24 protein-coding genes and 1 tRNA gene are annotated in these 20,171 nt (G+C 40.4%); 18 read left to right on the plus strand and 7 right to left on the minus strand.

What is annotated here, in order from left to right; translation table 11 throughout:
- Positions 1–49: 49 nt before the first annotated feature.
- The 3 genes from F3059_RS06850 to aat are packed head-to-tail and all read right to left on the minus strand — an operon-like array spanning position 50 to position 2,578.
- Complete coding sequence (locus tag F3059_RS06850) at positions 50–1,144, minus strand: ferredoxin--NADP reductase (RefSeq protein ID WP_151167563.1); 1,095 nt, start codon at positions 1,142–1,144, stop codon at positions 50–52.
- A gap of 50 nt (positions 1,145–1,194) precedes the next feature.
- Positions 1,195–1,875 (minus strand): hypothetical protein, encoded by a 681-nt coding sequence (locus tag F3059_RS06855; protein WP_151167565.1) that lies wholly within the window; start codon positions 1,873–1,875, stop codon positions 1,195–1,197.
- A complete protein-coding gene (gene aat, locus F3059_RS06860; RefSeq protein WP_223274559.1) occupies positions 1,868–2,578 on the minus strand; it encodes a leucyl/phenylalanyl-tRNA--protein transferase in 711 nt (236 codons plus the stop codon). Before aat ends, F3059_RS06855 begins: the two co-directional genes overlap by 8 nt.
- Positions 2,579–2,618: 40 nt before the next feature.
- Here aat and F3059_RS06865 point away from each other — a divergent pair, with 40 nt between their 5' ends.
- Together F3059_RS06865 and alr are read left to right on the plus strand one after the other, a co-directional pair.
- The gene (locus tag F3059_RS06865) at positions 2,619–3,194 is read left to right on the plus strand and encodes a methionine-R-sulfoxide reductase (RefSeq protein ID WP_223274560.1); all 576 of its coding nucleotides are present in this window, start codon (positions 2,619–2,621) and stop codon (positions 3,192–3,194) included.
- A 9-nt stretch (positions 3,195–3,203) separates the two neighbouring features.
- Positions 3,204–4,361: an alanine racemase gene (gene alr / locus F3059_RS06870; protein WP_151167567.1), complete on the plus strand. Its 1,158-nt coding sequence runs from the start codon at positions 3,204–3,206 to the stop codon at positions 4,359–4,361.
- Positions 4,362–4,394: 33 nt separating this feature from the next.
- Here the strand turns inward: alr and F3059_RS06875 are convergent, their stop codons facing one another.
- The gene (locus F3059_RS06875) at positions 4,395–5,090 is read right to left on the minus strand and encodes a hypothetical protein (RefSeq protein ID WP_151167569.1); all 696 of its coding nucleotides are present in this window, start codon (positions 5,088–5,090) and stop codon (positions 4,395–4,397) included.
- An 80-nt stretch (positions 5,091–5,170) separates the two neighbouring features.
- A tRNA-Met gene (locus F3059_RS06880) sits at positions 5,171–5,244 on the minus strand.
- A gap of 105 nt (positions 5,245–5,349) precedes the next feature.
- On the opposite strand from F3059_RS06880, the gene F3059_RS06885 reads away from it, so the two are divergent.
- The 10 genes from F3059_RS06885 to ric all read left to right on the plus strand — a co-directional run bounded on the left by F3059_RS06885 (position 5,350) and on the right by ric (position 13,127).
- Positions 5,350–5,997, plus strand: coding sequence for a phosphatase PAP2 family protein (locus F3059_RS06885; protein ID WP_170265103.1), 648 nt, complete (start codon positions 5,350–5,352; stop codon positions 5,995–5,997).
- 70 nt (positions 5,998–6,067) lie between these two features.
- Entirely contained in the window at positions 6,068–6,451 is a 384-nt protein-coding gene (locus tag F3059_RS06890; RefSeq protein WP_151167573.1) for an START-like domain-containing protein, read from the plus strand.
- Between the two features lie 63 nt (positions 6,452–6,514).
- A complete protein-coding gene (locus F3059_RS06895) occupies positions 6,515–7,960 on the plus strand; it encodes an LptF/LptG family permease (protein WP_223274561.1) in 1,446 nt (481 codons plus the stop codon).
- Positions 7,957–9,153, plus strand: coding sequence for a glycosyltransferase family 4 protein (locus tag F3059_RS06900; protein ID WP_151167575.1), 1,197 nt, complete (start codon positions 7,957–7,959; stop codon positions 9,151–9,153). Before F3059_RS06895 ends, F3059_RS06900 begins: the two co-directional genes overlap by 4 nt.
- 15 nt (positions 9,154–9,168) lie before the next feature.
- The gene (locus F3059_RS06905; protein ID WP_151167577.1) at positions 9,169–10,338 is read left to right on the plus strand and encodes a glycosyltransferase; all 1,170 of its coding nucleotides are present in this window, start codon (positions 9,169–9,171) and stop codon (positions 10,336–10,338) included.
- Positions 10,339–10,412: 74 nt separating this feature from the next.
- Positions 10,413–10,994 carry an LPP20 family lipoprotein gene (locus F3059_RS06910; protein WP_151167579.1) on the plus strand — a complete coding sequence of 194 codons (582 nt, stop codon included), beginning with the start codon at positions 10,413–10,415 and terminating at the stop codon, positions 10,992–10,994.
- A 130-nt stretch (positions 10,995–11,124) separates the two neighbouring features.
- Positions 11,125–11,559 carry an RrF2 family transcriptional regulator gene (locus F3059_RS06915; RefSeq protein WP_151167580.1) on the plus strand — a complete coding sequence of 145 codons (435 nt, stop codon included), beginning with the start codon at positions 11,125–11,127 and terminating at the stop codon, positions 11,557–11,559.
- Between the two features lie 37 nt (positions 11,560–11,596).
- Entirely contained in the window at positions 11,597–11,977 is a 381-nt protein-coding gene (locus tag F3059_RS06920; RefSeq protein WP_151167582.1) for a group III truncated hemoglobin, read from the plus strand.
- Positions 11,974–12,411, plus strand: coding sequence for a hypothetical protein (locus F3059_RS06925; RefSeq protein ID WP_151167584.1), 438 nt, complete (start codon positions 11,974–11,976; stop codon positions 12,409–12,411). Before F3059_RS06920 ends, F3059_RS06925 begins: the two co-directional genes overlap by 4 nt.
- A complete protein-coding gene (gene ric / locus F3059_RS06930) occupies positions 12,408–13,127 on the plus strand; it encodes an iron-sulfur cluster repair di-iron protein (protein WP_151167586.1) in 720 nt (239 codons plus the stop codon). The genes F3059_RS06925 and ric overlap by 4 nt, the downstream gene beginning before the upstream one ends.
- Positions 13,128–13,216: 89 nt before the next feature.
- On the opposite strand, the gene F3059_RS06935 is transcribed toward ric, so the two are convergent.
- Positions 13,217–13,912: a response regulator transcription factor gene (locus tag F3059_RS06935; protein WP_151167589.1), complete on the minus strand. Its 696-nt coding sequence runs from the start codon at positions 13,910–13,912 to the stop codon at positions 13,217–13,219.
- A 137-nt stretch (positions 13,913–14,049) separates the two neighbouring features.
- On the opposite strand from F3059_RS06935, the gene F3059_RS06940 reads away from it, so the two are divergent.
- The 3 genes from F3059_RS06940 to F3059_RS06950 are packed head-to-tail and all read left to right on the plus strand — an operon-like array spanning position 14,050 to position 17,240.
- Positions 14,050–14,895, plus strand: coding sequence for a transketolase (locus tag F3059_RS06940; protein WP_151167591.1), 846 nt, complete (start codon positions 14,050–14,052; stop codon positions 14,893–14,895).
- Positions 14,896–14,916: 21 nt separating this feature from the next.
- Positions 14,917–16,281 carry a vWA domain-containing protein gene (locus tag F3059_RS06945; protein ID WP_151167593.1) on the plus strand — a complete coding sequence of 455 codons (1,365 nt, stop codon included), beginning with the start codon at positions 14,917–14,919 and terminating at the stop codon, positions 16,279–16,281.
- 2 nt (positions 16,282–16,283) lie between these two features.
- Positions 16,284–17,240, plus strand: coding sequence for a transketolase family protein (locus F3059_RS06950; protein ID WP_151167595.1), 957 nt, complete (start codon positions 16,284–16,286; stop codon positions 17,238–17,240).
- Between the two features lie 80 nt (positions 17,241–17,320).
- Here F3059_RS06950 and msrA read toward each other — a convergent pair whose 3' ends face one another.
- Positions 17,321–17,902, minus strand: coding sequence for a peptide-methionine (S)-S-oxide reductase MsrA (gene msrA / locus F3059_RS06955; protein WP_394349548.1), 582 nt, complete (start codon positions 17,900–17,902; stop codon positions 17,321–17,323).
- A gap of 164 nt (positions 17,903–18,066) precedes the next feature.
- Here msrA and F3059_RS06960 point away from each other — a divergent pair, with 164 nt between their 5' ends.
- The 3 genes from F3059_RS06960 to F3059_RS06970 are packed head-to-tail and all read left to right on the plus strand — an operon-like array spanning position 18,067 to position 20,170.
- Entirely contained in the window at positions 18,067–18,780 is a 714-nt protein-coding gene (locus tag F3059_RS06960) for a phosphoadenylyl-sulfate reductase (RefSeq protein WP_223274562.1), read from the plus strand.
- A 30-nt stretch (positions 18,781–18,810) separates the two neighbouring features.
- The gene (locus F3059_RS06965) at positions 18,811–19,725 is read left to right on the plus strand and encodes an NAD-dependent epimerase/dehydratase family protein (RefSeq protein ID WP_151167599.1); all 915 of its coding nucleotides are present in this window, start codon (positions 18,811–18,813) and stop codon (positions 19,723–19,725) included.
- A 34-nt stretch (positions 19,726–19,759) separates the two neighbouring features.
- Complete coding sequence (locus F3059_RS06970; RefSeq protein ID WP_151167601.1) at positions 19,760–20,170, plus strand: hypothetical protein; 411 nt, start codon at positions 19,760–19,762, stop codon at positions 20,168–20,170.
- Position 20,171 lies beyond the last annotated feature (1 nt).

Below are 20,171 nucleotides of genomic sequence, written 5' to 3' on the forward strand. Positions count from 1 at the left end.
ATAAAAAAAGCCGCTAAAAAGCGGCTTTTTTGTTATCTGAGAAATCAGCTTAAGCATCGTAATCAACCGTGATCTCCGGTGTTACCGGTTGAGCCTGGCAAGTGAGAACAAAGCCCTCCTCTATTTCGTCATCGAGCAATACGTAATTCATACGCATCACGGCTTTTCCTTTTTCAATCTTCGCCATGCAAGTACTACAAGTAGCACCACGACATGAATACGGAGCATCAACTCCCTGATCATTAGCAGCATCTAAAATTGTAGATCCGGCCGGAACAGTAACTTCAAACTCTTCATCATCTAAAAGAATTGTCGCTTTCGATTCTACTGGCGACATATCTTCAGAGTCTTCTTTTTCACTACTTTCTGGCTCTTGCTCAGGAGTTGAGAAATATTCCATTTTCACTCGGTCAGATCCAACCCGAGCTGTTTCCAAAGCTGTTTGAACACTGTCCATTAATCCGTTGGGACCACAGAGATAAAAAACCGGTTCAGACTCGAGATTTGTGTATTCTCTTATCAAGTGAAGTGCTTTTTTGTAGTCGATTCTACCTACTGCCCAATCTCCATAATCTTTGACATGAGCATCGTGATTATTCGGCTTACTCAAAATGTGGTACACCTGGAATTTCACGGGATACTCATCGATGAGTTTATTGAGCTCATCTCTGAAAATAACTTTAGACTCGTTGGTATTGGCATAGAATAACACACATTGGCTATTCGGCTCTGACCGTAAAATGTTTTTCAGCATACTCAGTACTGGCGTGATGCCACTTCCCCCGGCAAAAAACACATGTTGGCGAGCTTCGTTTTCGTCAATTTCAGGAACAAAACGCCCTTCGGGTTCGCTCACTTCAATTTCATCACCAACTTTGAGTTCTTCATTGATGAAGGTTGACATTTTACCACCTTCAACCAATTTAACTGCAATCCTGTGCTCCTGGTCGTAATCCCATTCGCTGCAGAGCGAATATGAACGTCTTATTTCCTCACCGTTCACTTTCATTTTAAGTGTGAGGTATTGACCACTCGTATACTTAAAATCATCGATTAAGTTATCGGGCACATCAAACTTAACTGAAACTGTATCAGCAGTTTCCTTCTTTATTTCTTCAACTTTTATATTGTGGAACTTAGCCATATCTATCTTAAAATTTGTGCAAATGTATCACAATCAACTAATTTTTAACCCTATAGTTTTAATGTCTTGTGGATACGTAAAAATTCTTTTTTCAGGTTTTTCACTTCTTCGTTAGATTGATCGAGATCAGTAATCCTCTCACCTATTTTTCTTTCATTGAAACCGAGATTATTAGCTATCTCAAGAACCTCAGGAGTCAAAACCTGATCATTTTGTTTAACCTCTTTTTGCTTTTCTTGTTCAACTGAAAACTGATTTTCGAAAAAATGGTAGAACAGAATCAAATAAGCACAATCCAGCTCGATGAGTCTGCTCAAAAAAATGTTCATGTACCCGGCTGATTGAGCTCTTGAAAAGTTCAGTTTTTCCTGTGAAGTGAGCTTTTCATATTTCCTGATGACTGTTTCAAAAGTGCTCTGCTCAGTTTCATTTAGAACCGTGTAAGCTCTGTCAGAATCTTTGAATACCGGATTTTTCTCTGGTTTTTCGAGTTCGCCAAAACGCTCTTCATCAGTTTGTTTCAGTTGGTCAGATCCAAAAAGAACATCAAGCGCATCCTGAATTTTCACGAGTCGTTTTCGTTTTGCGTTGAACAAATACGGAACAGCTGTACTCATGAAAATAAAATTCTTGATATCGAAAAGTTGTTTTTGAACCTGAGGTAGAAGTTCTTCCTGCGAAATTTCAGGATCTGAAATGCTTAAGGTACTTAACGCTACTTCTCTATTCATCCTCTTTACTCCAGTTTTTCCACGAACCTTGAAGGGAGTCAAAATCCAGCAAAACCTCAAGGTGTTCACTGTATTTGCTGCGTGGAATATTTTTGGCGCCAAATCTACTCAAATGATCAGTGTAAACCTGACAGTCTATAAGCTTTATTCCTCTGTTGATTAATTGTGGAACAAGTGTGGCAAACCCAACTTTTGAAGCGTTACTCACAAGAGAAAACATGCTTTCGCCAAAGTAAGCACGTCCCAGACTCGTTCCAAAAAGTCCGCCTACTAATTCACCATCCTGCCAAACTTCAACAGAATGAGAAAAACCGAGTCGATGTATGTCACAGAATGTTTCTTTTAGCTCATCAGTGATCCAGGTCCCGTCCTGTCCGGCACGCGGTACATTTTGACACTTGTCAATCACCTCTTCAAAAGCGTGATCAAATGTAACTGTAAACAGATTTTTGCGCAGTGTTTGGCGCAGGCTTTTAGACGTTTTGTAATTCTCAGGATAGAGAACAAACCGAGGATCAGGAGCCCACCAAAGAATTGGTGTTTCATCGCTGTACCACGGAAAAATCCCTTTTTGATAAGCCAGTAAAACCCTCTGCGGAGTAACATCTCCTCCCATTGCAAGAATCCCCTCAGCATCAGCTAAATCAACGGGTGGGAATTTAAGCTCATTGGTCAAAAAATGTATTTGTCTCCTGTGATCCACTCTATTAATTAATTCTTAGCTGTAAAATCATGGCTAAATTATGGAACAAATTGCACCTTTGCCAGTTTTTACTTGTATGTACATTTTAATGAAGAAATACAGTTTGATTGGTTTGCTTGTTCTATTCGCAATGAATGCCTGCAGCCAAAATAATGATAATAAAGAGCAAGATAGTATGAATGTAGATCCATCATCTTTTGAAATTAAGAAGGAAGGAAATTACAACGAACTAACTCCTGAAGAAGAACGAGTGATTATCAATAAAGGAACAGAGTATCCCGGAACCGGTATTTACCTCGATCACGATGAAACCGGAGTGTACATTTGTAAGCGCTGTAATGCACCGCTCTACCGCTCTAAAGATAAATTTGATGCTCATTGCGGCTGGCCCAGTTTTGATGATGAAATAGAAGGTGCTGTCAAAAGAGTACCCGATGCTGACGGTCGCAGAACTGAGATTATTTGCAACAACTGCCAGGCACACCTCGGTCATGTATTTACTGGCGAAGGTTACACTGAAAAGAATACTCGTCACTGCGTAAACAGTGTTTCACTAGGCTTTATCCCTGCCGATGAATGGAATAAAATTCAGGATTCTCTACGAACTCAAGATTAAAGAAGCTATATGGTTCGACACTCCTCTCGAATTGAGCTGAGTCAAAGTGCACTAAAAACAAATTTCAATTTTATAAGGAAAAAGGTCAATGATGACACACGTCTATCAGCTGTGGTAAAAGCCAATGCTTATGGTCACGGTATTGACCAATATATTCCGATGGCAGAAAAATGTGGAGTCAATCACTTTTCCGTTGCCTCAGCGCACGAAGCTGAAGAGGTTCTGAATGTTTGCTCCCCTTCTTCTTCAATCATGATCATGGGCATCATGTACGATGAAGATCTACCCTGGGCTATTGAGAATGAAATAGAGTTTTATGTCTTTGACACAACACGACTCGAAAAAATTCTCAATGCTGCCAAAGAAGTTGGAAAAAAAGCTAAAATTCACCTGGAAGTTGAAACTGGCGCCAACCGCACCGGACTCATTGAAGCGAGCTTTAAAAAGACACTCACCTTTATCAAAAAAAACAAAGAACATTTCAGTTTTGAAGGATTGTGTACGCATTTTGGCGGAGCTGAGAGTTTGTCAAATGAATTTAAAGTAAGCAAACAGTTCAAGCGCTTTCAGTGGTACTACAAACAGTGCAAAACCAAAAACCTTCTTCCAAAATTCAGACACTTAGCTTCATCAGCTGCTACATTCATGTACCCCGAATCACATTATGAAATGGTGCGGGTAGGTGTTGCGCAATACGGTTTTTGGCCGAGTCCTGATATCTATTATCACCACCTTTCCAAAGAAGAAAAACAATACGAAAACGGTTTAAAACGCGTATTCACCTGGAAGACAGATGTCATGGACATCAGAACCGTTAAAGAAGGTGAATTCATCGGTTATGGAACAGCTTACCAGGCCACACATGAAATGCGAGTTGCTGTTTTGCCACTCGGTTATTCCAATGGCTACCCAAGAGCGCAAAGTAACCGCGGACACGTATTAATTCGGGGGAAGAAAGCACCCATTGTTGGACTCATCAATATGAACCTTTTCATGGTTGACGTCACGCATATTTCAAATGCTGAAATTGGCGATGAAGTCGTGCTCATCGGTAGGCAAAAGAACAATGTGATCAACGTGGCTTCTTTTACAAATTCTACTTTTCTGTTGAATCAGGAAATGATGAGCAGGTTGCCTTCAGCAATACCGAGAAGAATTAAGCGATAAAACTATAACGGTCAGAGCCCTACTCCAGCCGGCTTAAAGGTTCTGACCAATATTTTCGTCTTCCTGCTCTGCTTTCGTGAGTTCCAAAATCTCAGATGGAGAAGGATAAATATCGATGATTTTTTGTCTGTAGCTTTCCGGAAGTCTTTCGTTGGCGAGAATGAATTCTTTCATGCAAACAAGGTGATGTCCACAACCACTTTCAACAGCGAAATGATCAGCAGATTGCTCAGCTTCTTTCATGAAACTCTCTGAAAAAACGTACTGAGTTCCAAACTTAACCATATCCCAATTTGACCGTTCACGATAATCCATTACGTGCCCCAGCTCATGGGCAAACCAACCTTCGATCACTTTCTCTGAAAAGTTTTTGAGGTAAAGCGTGTCATTTTCCCAACCTATGATCGAGCGTATTTTAATCTTGTATTGCCTTTCGTCTTTTGACCTGAACAGGAAATTCATTTTAGGCTGAGCCTGCATGATACAGTTCGATATTGAGTTATCAACCACAAAATCGATTTGCGTATTTTTTAAATCGGGAAAGTGAGTGAGAGCTCGCAAAGCTGCAAGTCTGACTTTACGATCTAACGGATCCGGAAAATCGACAAAACCTGAATAAGTGTCATTTGCTGATTGCGTGTTGCTCCCTGAAACAGGTTTAAAAGATTGGCTAAAAACGAGGGCTCCAATAGCCAGTATGATAAAAATGTAAAATACGCGCTTAATCATGACCATAATTACGCTTTAGAAGCAAACTTGTTGCCAAAAAAATAGCGATTCCGAATATTTCCGAAATCGCTAAACTTTTGTAGCGCAGGAGGGACTCGAACCCTCGACCTCAGCATTATGAGTGCTGCGCTCTAACCACCTGAGCTACCGCGCCAAAACTCCCTTGTTTCAAAGGGGCTGCAAATATAAAAGTTTCTTTCTTTTTTCAAACATGAATTCGCTTATTCATTAAATGGTTTTCACTTTCTTTGCCCGCGCTATGAAAAAAATGCTGAGGGAACATGCCTGGTTTTGGTGGACTTACGCCATTTTTTTAGCTATTGGAGTTGTCATAATTTCATCAGGTAATCAAATGGATGTTCAGCTCATGCTGAATAAATTTCACCTACCTCCACTCGACTACTTTTTTAAATACGGCACTCACCTTGCCAGCGGTTACTCTATTGTAGCTTTTACTGTACTCTTCTTATTTCTCAAAGTAAAATGGGGACTATTAGTTGGATTGAGCCAATTGATCAGTGCTCCTGTAACTCAGTTTCTCAAGCGAGGTGTTTTTGACTGGGTCTTCAGACCCGGATTTTACTACGAACAGATGTCTGAAATTACCCCTCACCTTGTTGAAGGTGTCAATTTACAACACAAGTTCAGCTTTCCCAGTGGTCACGCTACGGCAGCTTTTAGTCTATTCTTTGCTCTGGCTCTGACCACTAAAAACCGAGTACTGAATTGTTTTTTAGCTCTTTGTGCTGTAATTGTGAGTTATTCGAGAGTGTACATTTCACAGCATTTTATGGAAGATATCATAGCCGGCTCTTTGATCGGTATTATGGGAGCATTGTTAGCTTACTTTTTCATCAAGCGCAGTTTAACCAACAATACATGGATGGAAAAAGGATTTATGAAGTAGAGTAAAAAGCACTCGGAAAATTGTTTAAATTTACCTATATTGTCAGCAACTTATTACTAAGTCACGAACTATGGATGAAAGAAAGGAATTCAAACTAGAATATATAATCAAATCTTCCCCTAATATTCTCTTCAACTACCTGAGTACACCAAGCGGAATCTCTGAATGGTTTTGCGACAATGTGAACATCAAAGATGATGTTTACAATTTCTACTGGGACGGCAGCGAAGACTCTGCCAAAATGCTGGAGAAGAAGGATAAAAAATCGATTCGTTTCCAATGGCTCGATGATGAAGGAACCGACTTCTTTTTTGAGTTTGCGCTCAAGAAAGATGCTATTACAAATGAAACTGCTCTTATCGTAACTGATTTTGCTGAAGACGATGAAAAAGAAGAAGCTGTTTTGTTGTGGAATAGCCAAATTGATGAGCTCAAGCACATTCTGGGTTCATAAAAGTTTTGGCATGTGTACTCAAGCGTCTATTTTTGCCGTTTAAGTGCATATAATTAGGACGCATTGAAAATCCTCGACAAGTTTTTAATCAAGACCTTTATTGGTCCTTTCATTCTTACGTTTTTCATTACGCTGTTCATACTGGAAATGCAATTCCTGTGGCAGTATTTTGAAGACATGGTTGGTAAAGGACTTGAGGCGGCAGTATTGGTAAAACTTTTGCTCTACGCATCAGCTTCATTGGTGAGTATGGCTTTGCCACTCGCAATTCTGCTTTCCTCAATCATGACGTTTGGTAGCCTCGGTGAAAACTACGAGTTGGTTTCCATGAAATCTGCCGGTATTTCGTTGAACCGCATCATGCGTCCGCTATTCGTCTTTTCCATATTCCTGGCGATTGTCACCTTTTACTTTTCAAATAATATTTTACCGGTTGCCAACCTTAAATTCAAATCGCTACTCTACGATGTCATGCACCAGCGTCCTGCATTGGACTTCAAGCCCGGAGTTTTCTACAGCGGAATTGATGGATATGTGATTCGCATCGAGGATAAAAGTAAAGATGGTCAAATCCTGGAAGATGTTCTCATTTACGATCACACCTCATCAAACACAAACCGAAAAGTCATCATGGCTGAAACGGGAAAAATCTTTCTTACTGAAGATGGAAAGTATCTCATCATGCAGCTTTTTGACGGCAATCAGTACGATGAAATCCCCGAAAAGGACAAACCGCTATTCCGATCAGATTTTGAAGAACACACGATCAGGTTTAGCCTATCTGGCTTTCAGTTCAAACGAACTGATGAAGATATGTTCAAGAGCCACTACCAAATGCTCAACCTCAATCAATTACAACTTTCTTCAGATTCGCTCCAGGAGGCTAAAACTGAACGAATCAAAGACTTCAAAAAATCCATGGATGTTAGGCTCGCTGTATATCGGGATACTAACCGGGTTGAGAACTTAGCTGATGTCGCTATTCCAGACTCGGTAATTCCGCATTTTGACTCACTCAAAGCAACCAGTAATGTCTCAGTAATTGTCACTGCATCTAACCTCGCAAGAGCATCCAAAACCTATGCGGCTGCTATGCAACAGGAATTGAGAAGCAGACGCGAACGAATTGCACGACACGAAATTGAATATCACAGAAAGTTTTCGCTATCAATCGCCTGTATAATCCTCTTTTTTGTTGGGGCACCAATGGGAGCTATCATCAGAAAAGGCGGACTCGGAATGCCGTTTATCGTCTCTGTAATCTTTTTCCTCATTTACCACATCTCCAGTATCACAGGCGAAAAACTCGTGAAACAACTCGAAATGCCTGCATGGCAGGGAATGTGGGTTTCAACAGTCATTCTGGCTCCTGTGGGTGCTTTCCTCACTTACAAAGCCACAACTGATAGTATTTTACTCGACAGTGCTTATTACACTAAAATAACCTCCAATCTTAAACGTATTTTTGTTACGCCTTTCGCAAAAATGTTTTCAAAGCGTAAACGATGAAAGTATTACAACTCTGTCATAAAGCTCCATTCCCCGCAAATGACGGTGGAACAAAAGCAATGCAAGCCATAGCTCAGGGACTTATTGACAACGGTTGTCAGGTTGATGTGCTCTCTATCGCAACTCACAAACATCCTGAGCCTGAGCCGGGATCCAGCAAACTCGCTGAAAAAACAAATGCTCAATTCATCGAGGTTGACACGAAAGTCAAATGGATGGGCGCTCTGAAAGGACTTTTTCAAAAAAACTCCTACCACACATCACGCTTTGTTGACGAAAAGTTTGATTCGGTTCTGACCGAAACACTTCAAAAGAAAAACTACGATGTGGTTATTTTTGAGTCGCTTTTTACTGCACCTTATTTGGCTACGGTCAGAGCCCACTCAAAAGCAAAATGTGTTTACCGCGAGCACAACATTGAGTCTCAACTCTGGGAAGCTCGCTCACAAGGCGAAAACGCTCTCAACAAAAAAGTTCTTCAAAATTTCAACAACAAACTCAAGCGGTTTGAATTTTCAATCGTCAACAATTTTGATGCGATAGCCTGCATAAGCGAAAGGGATCTCAATATCTTAAAAGAGAACGGACTCGAAGTACCGGCTGATGTGATTCCGTACGGTATTTCAATGATTGCAGAACCCACAAAACAGAGCAACAAAAAACGAATTGGATTTTTGGGCTCGCTGGACTGGGAGCCAAATGTGGAAGGACTCAACTGGTTTATTGAAAAAGTTTGGGATAAAGTTCATGAATCGCATCCATCGTGGAGTTTTCACATCGGTGGGCGAAATGCATCAGAGCAATTTAAAGAATCTCTGCCTCCCACTATCACTTTTGAAGGTGAAATCAATGATGCTGAAGGATTCATTGAGTCCTGTAATATTGTTATTGTCCCTTTATTTACTGGTAGCGGAATCAGAATTAAACTGATTGAAGCAGTTTCAAAGGGAATTCCGGTCGTGACAACAACAACCGGAGCTCGTGGCTTACCGGGCGATTATCAAAATGCCGTTCTAATTGCCGATAACAAAACAGAGTTCTTTCAGGCACTCTCAACACTTTGTAGCAACAGTAAAAAGCGAGAGGAAATAGGACAAAATGGATTTCAGTATTGTAGGGAGCATTTTGAAATGAAACAAGTTGCCAAAAGCTTTATCAGTTTTGTAAACGGTCTAAAAGTAGAATCAGAATAATCTTCAACACGCAGCATGAAAATACTCGTCTTACTTTCCCGGGTTCCATGGCCGCTTGAAAAAGGCGACAAGCTGCGAGCGTTTCACCACATCAAAGAAATGAGCAGGCAACACGAAGTAATCCTATGCTGCCTGAGTGACAAAAGAGTTCATCCACAAGCTAAAAAAGTACTTTCAGAGTATTGCAGTCAGGTTCACATTTTCAGACTCAATAAAATTGCCATTTTCTTCCGTTTGGTCAGAGCCATTTTTAGCTCAAAGCCGTTTCAGGTTCATTATTTTTACAAGAAAACGGTGCAGAAACAGATTGACAAAATCGTGGAGCGAGAAATGCCGGCTCACATTTTTGTACAATTGATCAGAACCGCTGAGTACGCCAAAAAGTATCCGTTCATTCCCAACACTTTTGATTATATGGATGCTTTTTCACGCGGAGTTGAACGCAGAATAAAATACAGCATTCCGGGATTGAGGAGGCTTTTCATCACAGAATCTAACCGATTGAAACACTACGAAGCCAGCGTTTTTAAATTCTTTCAAAACAAGATTATCATCTCAGAGCAAGATCGAGACCTCATTTCTCATCCCGATAAAAATGAAATCGAAATTATTCCAAATGGTGTCGATTTAGACTTTTATCAGCCGTCAGATGTAAAACCTCAATACACCATTGGCTTTACGGGAAATATGGCTTATCCGCCAAACGTGAGAGCAGCATTATTTTTAGCTAGTGAAGTGCTTCCGCTTGTTCAAAAGGAACTTCCTGATGCTTCACTATTGATCAGCGGAACAAACCCTGTGGCTAAAATAAAATCTTTGGATAATGGAAATGATATTATTGTAACAGGTTGGGTGAAAGACATTCGCGACTCTTACACACAAGCTGACATCTTTGTAGCTCCCATGCAAATTGGAACTGGCCTGCAGAACAAACTCCTCGAAGCAATGGCCATGAAAAAACCATGTATAACGAGTGAACTCGCCAACCAGGCACTTGGCGCTGTGGACGGAAAAGAAGTTCTTATTGGCTTTAGCGCCCAGGATTACGCTGATATAATTGTGAATCTGACCAAAAATAAAGAAAGAAAACAACAACTTGCTGATAAAGGCTATCAATTTGTACAACAAAACTTTAGCTGGGATAATAACAGTAAAAAACTCTTGCAAATCATCGAAAAACAGTAATTTGGCACAACACTTGATTAAGTTTGGAAACGAAATGAATTATTAGACTAACTTTGAATTTTAAATCAACAATTATGAAAACAATTAGAACACTCGCAGCACTTGCATTCGGTAGCTTTTTAATCCTATCAGCTCCCGCGTGTAAAGACAAAGAAAAAGCATCAGGCGAAAAGCCAAAAGGTGAAGAATTAGTAAATGTTTATTGCTCAGGTCCTGAGTACTTCACTACAAAAGAAAAATTTAGAGCTAACGCAATTGGCGAATCACTCGACCAAATGACATCCAAGAAAAAAGCGCTGAGTAATGCTCGTGCAGAACTCGCTGCTAACATTCAAACAACGATGAAAGTTGTTGGTGATAACTACGTAAAATCAAGTGAGTTCAATAATAAAGAAGAAATCACTGAGACGTTCCAGGAAAACGCGAGAACTGTTGTAGATCAACAGATTCAGGGAGTTCGTACAATTTGCGAAAAACAGACTAAAACTGTTGAAGGTAAGTACAAAACTTACATCGCAATTGAACTGGGAACTCAGGAACTTCTCAAAGCTTACAACGAAAGACTCTCAAATGAAGAGCAATTGAAAGCTGATTACAATTACGAAAAGTTTAAAGAGACTTTTGACAAAGAGATGGAAAAAATGAGCAATCAGTAAACTGATTACTCCAATTATACTGAAGGCTACTGATTATCGGTAGCCTTTTTTTTGATGAAACAATAATAAAGGATAAATTTATCTTTTACTCTGTTTTTCATTGTATCTTTGTGCCAGATAAAAGAAGTAAATGTTTTCAAAAGCTTGTGAATACGGTATAAAAGCATCAATTATCATCGCTCAGGAAACGATTGATGAAAGCAGAATTGGTATTCGAGAAATAGCCAAAAAGACCAATTCTCCCGAAGCTTTCACTGCTAAAATTTTACAGTTACTCACGAAGGCTAAAGTCCTCTACTCTATTAAAGGTCCAAATGGTGGTTTCTACTTACCAAAAGAGTCGTCAACTAAAACATACCTGAGCAAGATCGTTGAAGCCATTGACGGAGATCAAATTTTTAGAGGTTGCGCATTAGGGCTAAACCAATGTGATGCAAAGCGTCCGTGCCCTGTTCATGACAAATTTGTTGATATTAGAGATGACCTGCAGGAGATGCTGGAAACCACAACAATTTTTGAATTAGCAAACGGACTCAAAAATGGCGAAACATACCTTGTGAGATAAAAAAATTTAGAATAATAAAGGATAAAATTGTCTTTTTATGACAAAGCAAGAAATACTATCAGTCAGTGAAATCAAACAACTCGTTGATTCCTTTTATACGAAAGTTAGAAAGGACGAATTGCTTGGTCCCATATTCGCTGAGAAAATCGGTGACAACTGGGATGAGCACCTGGATAAAATGTACCGCTTTTGGGAAACAGTTTTGCTCAATGAACACACCTATTTTGGAAGTCCGTTTCCACCTCACGCCAAACTTCCGGTTCAAAAACAACACTTTGACAAATGGCTCGAACTGTTCAATAAAACTATAGACGAAGAGTTCCAGGGCAGCAAAGCCATGGAAGCCAAAAGCAGAGCACAAAAAATGGCTTTCATGTTTCAAACAAAAATCGATTACCTGCAAAATCAGAAAAGATGAATGCCTCTAGAAGAATTAGTATTTCAGCGACATTTTTATGGATCGGATTTGTATGTGCGATCAGTTTTATGGAGGCCTGGCTCAAATTTCAGGCTCCCGGAATAGACACAAAACTCGGACTAGGAATTGGCAGACTGGTGTTTGGTGCACTCAACAAAGTTGAATGGGTTTTAGCATTGGCCATTGCAATTTCTCATATAATGAACACTAAAATGGTATCGGTCAGAACCATTTTCTACATCATTCCGGCCATTATTTTGATCGCACAAACTTTTTACATCCTGCCACAACTCGATGCCCGAGCCGAGATGATCATTCAAAATCAACCTCTCCCCGATTCCAATTTACACCTCGTATCCGTGATTGCCGAAATAGTAAAAGTGATTTCACTTGTCATCTTCGGAATCAATCAATTTGAAAAAGATAAGACATGAAATATTCAGAAAATCAAAAAGTTGGCGAAATCGTAGCCGATAATTTCAACTTGGCACAAATCTTTAAAAGTCACGATATCGACTTTTGTTGCAAAGGAAACAGGACATTAGACGAAGCTTGTGAATCGAGTAAAGTAGATGTGAGTAAACTACTCATCCAGCTCGATAAAGAAAGTGCAAAAACAGACAATGCAAGAGCAGATTTTGCTTCTATGAATCAGCACGAACTGATCGATTACATTTTGGAAAACCACCATAAATATGTTGAGCAGAAAATACCACAGATCAAAGAGTATGTCGCCAAGATCGCTGATGTTCACGATGACCGTCATGAAGAGTTATTTGAAATCAGGCACCTTTTTGAAAAGTCGGCAGGTGAGTTAGCTGCTCACATGAAGAAAGAAGAAATTATTCTTTTTCCATTTGTCAAAAAGCTCGAGGATGCTGCTGAATCCGGATCAGAACCACCAACACCCGGATTTGGAACAGTTGAAAATCCTATCAACATGATGAAAGACGACCACAGTGAGGAAGGTGAACGATTTGCTAAAATCCAGGATCTGACCAATAACTACACGACTCCAAAAGATGGTTGCAACACTTATGAAGTAACACTGAAAATGCTCAAGGAATTTCACAATGACCTGCTACAGCATATTCATTTAGAAAACAATATTCTATTTCCGCGAGCGCTGGCAATGGAAAAGACGGTTTAGTTTTCCGTTTAGCTGAAAGCCGGAGATGTATTCACTTGAATGCTCTCCGGTTTTTTTAATAATCTTTTTTCTTTTGAAAAAGAGATAATCTATCCAGTAGTAAACCGATACCCTACTCCTCTCACAGAATGAAAAAATTTTGGTTTGCGCGGATTTTCTTCAAAGTACTTCCTGAAATTGAGAATAAAATTATCAATCGTTCGGGTGCTGGGAAACACATCATATCCCCATACCTTTTCTAAAATCTGCTCGCGGGAAACGACTTCATCTTTATGGTTAATCAAAAGCTGTAATAACTTCGCCTCTCTGGCTGTGATCTGTTTTGATTGCCCATCATGGGTTTTGATCTGAAATGATGAAAAATTCACTTCGTTTGGTCCAAATGAATAAACGGATCGCTGTTCCGGTTCTGATCGTGAAGTTGTTCTTTCAACAAGTTTGTTGACACGCAATAAAAACTCTTCCAGATTAAAAGGTTTCGTGAGATAATCATCGGCTCCAATTTTGAGTCCCTGCACGCGATCTTGCCCGCCATCTTTGGCCGTTAAAAAGAGAATTGGCACCTGCCTGTTTTCGAGTCTGATCGTTTCACAAACTGCAAAACCATCCATTTTAGGCAACATTACATCAAGCACAATTACATCAAACCGCTCCTGTTTGAACCTGTCAACGGCTTCCTCCCCGTCTGTAGCAGTTGTTACATCGTAACCTTCGAGCTCGAGATTGAGTACCAATCCCTCTAAAATGTGCTCTTCATCTTCAACAACCAAAACGCGTTTACTCATGCTTCAAAAATGTAAAAACTAACTGATATTACCATTATTGAGCAGTTATCAACAACCTTTGAGGATATTTTTCATGAGCAAAACTTCACTGACTTTTTACATAAATGTACCTTCGCAGCCGAGATAATCATTATAACATGGCTGATAGTAAAGAACTCAAACAAATCGCTTCTCAGGTGCGCAGAGATATTGTTCGCATGGTTCATTCTGCACAGAGCGGTCACCCGGGAGGCTCTCTCGGTTGCGCTGACCTTTTCGTAGCGCTGTACTTCGATATTTTAAAAAACGATCCCAAAAATTTTACGCTTGACGGAAAAGACGAAAACCTCTTTTTCCTTTCAAACGGACATATTTCTCCTGTTTGGTACAGTACGCTTGCGAGAAAAGGATTTTTTGAACTGTCAGAACTCAAAACTTTCCGCCAGCTCGACTCCAGATTACAGGGACACCCCGCTACCGAAGAAGGTTTACCAGGCATTAGAGTGGCGAGCGGATCACTCGGTCAGGGACTGAGTGTTGCGGCTGGTGCGGCTCTGACCAAAAAACTCAATGGCGAGGACAAACTCGTTTACGTTCTCATGGGCGATGGCGAGCAGCAGGAAGGCCAGGTTTGGGAAGCAGCTATGTTTGCAGCTCACAAAAAAATCGACAACATAATCGGCTTTATAGACTGGAACAATCGCCAAATAGACGGTGATGTGACTGATGTTTTGGATCTGAAAGATTTGAGAGCTAAATACGAGAGTTTTGGTTGGGAAGTCCTCGAAATGGATGGCAACAACATGGATATGATTCTCGATACAATTGGCGAAGCTCAAAAAATGACCGGTCGCGGAAAACCGATCATGATCCTCATGAAAACCGAGATGGGTCAGGGTGTTGATTTCATGATGGGAACCCACAAGTGGCACGGTGTTGCGCCCAATAATGAACAATTGGAACAAGCTTTGCAACAACTCGATGAAACACTTGGCGATTATTGAGCCATCTGAAATAACATCATCATGAAAAGCCGCATTTTATTATTCGTTTTTATCCTATTCGCTCAACTCGTTATCGGTCAGAGCCAAAATGCCATGACCAGAGTTTTGTTCATCTATGACGCATCCAACAGCATGAACAAAGAATGGGAAAGCGGTACGCGGCACTCAGTGGCTCACAACCTTATCAACAGTGCACTCGATAGCCTAAAAGACAAGCCCAATCTTCAGCTTGCATTGCGTGTTTACGGACACCAAAGCAGTTACAGACAGGGACAGGATTGTGACGACACAAAACTGGAAGTTCCATTTGGCAATAAACGTGTTAAAGCGATTCAGAAGAAGTTAAAAGAGATTACACCAAAAGGTACTACTCCAATTGCGAGAACACTTGAAAAAGCAGGTGATGACTTTCCCGAATGTGAAGATTGCCGAAATATCATTATTCTTATAACTGACGGTATTGAAGAATGTGATGGTGATCCCTGTGCTGTTTCCCGAATGCTTCAAAAAAGAGGAATTACATTAAAGCCTTTTATCATCGGAATTGGGATGGATGAGAACTTTAAAAAGACATTCAAATGTGTTGGTAACTTCTTTGATGCCAGCAATGAAAAAACATTTGACAATGTATTGAATATCGTGATCTCTCAGGCTCTGAACAGCACAACAGCTCAGCTCAACTTACTCGATATTTATGGAAATCCAACTGAGACAAATGTACCTTACACATTCTTCGATCGTTTCATGAATGAGGACATCGTAAATTATGTACACACGATGAATGCCCTTGGAAATCCTGATACGATTTACCTCGACCCCAGTTCAACTTACGATTTAACGGTTTTTACAACTCCGGCCGTTACGAAAGACAGTATCACACTAACACCCGGCAAACACAATATTATTGGTGTCCAGGCGGGACAGGGAACTTTAGAACTCAAGAAATCAGGCTCAATTTCCAGCAAACAGGCCGTAGCTATTGTGAGACAAGGCGGCAAAATGAAAACGCTCAACGCACAAAAACTCGGTACGGATGAAAAATATCTCGTTGGCACTTACGATCTTGAGATTTTAACGCTGCCCCGTACTTACATCAATGATGTAGAAATCAAACAGAGCCACACCACAACAATTGAAATCCCACCACCAGGGCTAGTGACCATCATGAAAAACCTTACCGGTTATGGAGGTATTTACAAGCTGGAAGGAAATGAAGCTACCTGGGTAACCAATCTAAATTCTGCAGCTACCAACGAATCAGTAAAATTACAGCCGGGCAGGTATCGCGTTGTTTTTAGAAGCAAGAGCTCAAACAATTCAAAATATACACGAGTAGAAGAATTTTCAATATCACCCGGAGAATCTCGGGTCGTTAATTTGAGGTAATTATGAAGTTATTCGAAGCCAAAGATCAAAAAGATACACGCTCAGGTTTTGGAGCCGGACTCAGCGAACTGGGAGAAACAAACGAAAATGTTGTCGCCCTTTGCGCTGACCTAACAGGCTCTCTCAAGATGAATGCCTTTGCCGATGCTCACCCTGATCGTTTTTTCCAAATGGGAATTTCTGAAGCCAATATGATGGGTGTAGCTGCCGGACTCACAATTGGTGGTAAAATTCCATTTACAGGAACATTCGCCAACTTTTCTACAGGTCGTGTTTACGATCAGATCCGACAATCCATAGCTTACTCTGGGAAAAACGTCAAGATCTGTGCTTCGCATGCCGGACTGACACTCGGAGAGGACGGAGCAACACACCAAATCCTGGAAGATTTGGGTCTGATGAAAATGTTACCTCACATGACTGTAATCAACCCGTGTGATTACAACCAAACGAAAGCTGCAACCATCGCAATTGCGGAGCATGAAGGTCCGGTTTACCTGCGTTTTGGCCGACCAAAGATGCCGGTTTTCACTGCTGAAGACCAAAAGTTTGAAATTGGTAAAGCGTGGAAAATAAAAGATGGTAAAGACGTGACAATCATCGCTACAGGTCACCTCGTTTGGAAAGCTGTTGAAGCTGAAGAAGCATTGAAAGAAAAAGGAATTGATGCTGAAATCATCAACATCCACACGATAAAACCACTCGATGAAAAAGCAATCATCGATTCAGTTAAAAAGACCGGCTGTGTGGTGACTGCTGAAGAACATCAAATGAATGGCGGACTCGGAGAAAGTGTTTCGGGAACGTTGATGCGTCATTTCCCCGTTCCGCAAGAGTTTGTAGCTGTAAATGACAGCTTTGGTGAATCAGGAAAGCCACACGAATTGATGGCTAAATATGGAATCGATACACCAAATGTAATTGAAGCTACACTCAAAGCAGTAGAGAGAAAAAAATAAGTTTTGATATCAATCAAAACAGAATAAAAAAGCCAACTGAAAATTCAGTTGGCTTTTTCTTTATCCACAAATTATCAAACCTACTTCACACCCTCTTTCAACTTATCTTCAAATACTTTTCTAAACTTTTCAACTTTTGGAGTTATTACTGCTCTGCAATATGGTGCATCACTGTTCTCATTGTAATAATCCTGGTGACTCACTTCAGCTTTGTAAAAAGTATCATATGGTGAAATTTCTGTCACAATAGGATCTTCAAACACGCCCGACTCATCGAGCTTCTTTTTGTACTCCTCGGCCAGCTCTTTCTGGCTCTGATCGTGATAAAAAACTGCCGAGCGGTATTGTGTTCCTACATCGGCTCCCTGTTTATTCAAAGTTGTGGGATCATGTGTTTGCCAAAAAACTTCCAACAATTCTTTGAAAGAAATCACATTAGGATCATATTGAATTTGCACAACCTCTGCGTGCCCGGTTCTTCCGGTACAAACTTCACGGTAAGAAGGATTTTTAACATCACCACCACTGTAACCAGAAGTGACCTTCTCTACTCCTTTGAGATCCTGAAAAATAGCTTCAACACACCAAAAACAGCCGGCACCAAATGTTGCCAATTCTAAATTATCATTGTTTGTTGTCATAGCACTTTCGTCTTTCTGCATTTCATTTTGCGAATTTGCACAACTCATAAAAATGGTTGCAACCAGAAATAAAAATATCTTTTTCATATCAAATTATACGCGCAAAAGTAACATCCGGTTTTATTCATTTCTTTCAGAACCGAATAGTTGTTAAACTTTTTAAAGGAAACCAGTAAAAATACAATTTGTTTCAGCCATTTAATGAAGTCTGCTACTTTTGGGGCATGGAAATGAAATGGGTAGAAAAAGAACAAATTCGCATAGAACAGCAGTTAAGCAATTGGCTCAGTGACGGAGAGCGGATCTGCATGTCGTCATCCTTTCAAACACATAGTATTCCACTGCTCCACCTCATCAGTACAGTTACACCAAAAGTTGATGTTCTTTTCCTCAATACAGGTTATCACTTTCCTGAAACGCTCGAATTCAGAGATGAAATCTGCCAGCAGTTTGGAGTTGAACCAGTTTTGGTTGAGAGTTTCATTTCAAAAAACTTCCAACGCGGACAAAGCGGTCTTTTGCCATTTGCTGAAGATCCTGACAGGTGCTGCTTTCTCAACAAAACCCAACCGATGAAAGAAGCCATGACGGGTTACGATATTTGGATCAGTGGAATTCGGAGAGATCAAAACGCCAACAGGCGCGAAATGCCTGAACTCATCACAACGCCTGACGGCAAATTGCGCTATCACCCAATTTTAGATTGGAATTCAAAAATGATTCACGAGTACCGAAAAGCTTTTGATTTACCCACTCACCCACTGGAAGCAAAAGGATATCTGAGTATCGGTTGTGAGCCCTGCACACAAAAATTCGATCTCGAAAACAATCGTGATGGTCGCTGGCAGGGAATGAAAAAATCAGAATGTGGTTTACACACTGATCTCGTTTCAAAATAGGGTCCATAGTCCTTTAAACTTACTCAAAATATGAAAGTACTCATCACCGGTGCAGCCGGATATATTGGAACAGAACTCATCAATCACCTCGAGAAACGCGATGAAATCGATAAAATCATCGCTTACGATAATCTCAGCAGGACAAATTTCAATCTTTTTATTGGCGAGCCCGATAAATACAAAAAGGTTCAGTTTGTTCGCGGAGAAATCCTGGATGGGATCAAACTCGAAGGATTACTCAAAGACTGTGATGCCCTGGTTCACCTCGCGGCTGAAGTCAGTACTCCATTTGCTGATGCCAATCACCACCTCTTTGAGCAGGTCAACCACTGGGGAACAGCAAATGTGGTTGAAGCTGCAATAAAAGCCAATATCGAGCACTTTATTTATCTGTCGAGTGCATCGGTTTATGGTTTTGGGTCAGAACCATTCGATGTCAGTACCAACCCCAAGCCAACTACCATTTACGGAATTTCAAAACTCCGCGGTGAAGATCACGCCAAGCGACTCAAAAACAAGATGAACACAACAATTATCCGCTGTGCTAATGTTTACGGCTACAATCCAAGCATGCGATTTGATGCTGTCATCAACCGTTTTATGTTTGATGCAAATTACAGTGGAAAAGTCACGCTCCAGGGAGATGGATCACAATACCGCCCATTTATTCATGTAGAAAACGTAGGTCGCGGAATCACCACTATCCTGCTAAAAAAGACTGAGGATCTGACCATTAACCTTGTTGACCGAAACGAAACTATCGATAACATAGCCAACGAAATTCAAACTGTTTTCCCTGACATGGAAAGGATGAATGTGAGTCAACACCTCAAGTTGAGATCACTTCAATTAAAAATAAACGAGGCTTTTAATCGCAAGCTAAATTTAATACCTTCCAGCTTGAATGACGAGCTAATCAAATTTGCTAAAAAATTCAACTTTTGACTATAATCAGTGTTTAGCTCCCAAATCGATTAATATGCCGGCAAAATTTGAAATTTTCCCAAAAGACGAATTCATACTGGAAGTTTTTGATGGAAAAGTATTTTTTAATGACATTATCGAAGTAACTCAAAAAATTTGGTCTCACCCTGATTATGATGCTGAATTTGACGGCATCTCAGATCTCTCAAAAGCCGATGTGAAGTTATCGCGCGATGAAATGAATCAATTTATCAAGGCCATTGAGGAAAGCCAAAAACGGGTATCGGGAAAACTAGCCATCATCGCATCTAAGCCTTTGGCAACAGCTTTTGCTATCCTTTTCGAGAAAAAAGTCAAATTTAATCCGGGTGTGAAAGTTTTCACAACTCATGACGGAGCTATCCATTACCTGGGTAAAGACAGTTCTTTCTTAAAACGCATTTACAACGAATTTGAATCGAAATAAA

This window comes from Salibacter halophilus, from assembly GCF_008806325.1.
Classification (GTDB): domain Bacteria; phylum Bacteroidota; class Bacteroidia; order Flavobacteriales_G; family Salibacteraceae; genus Salibacter; species Salibacter halophilus.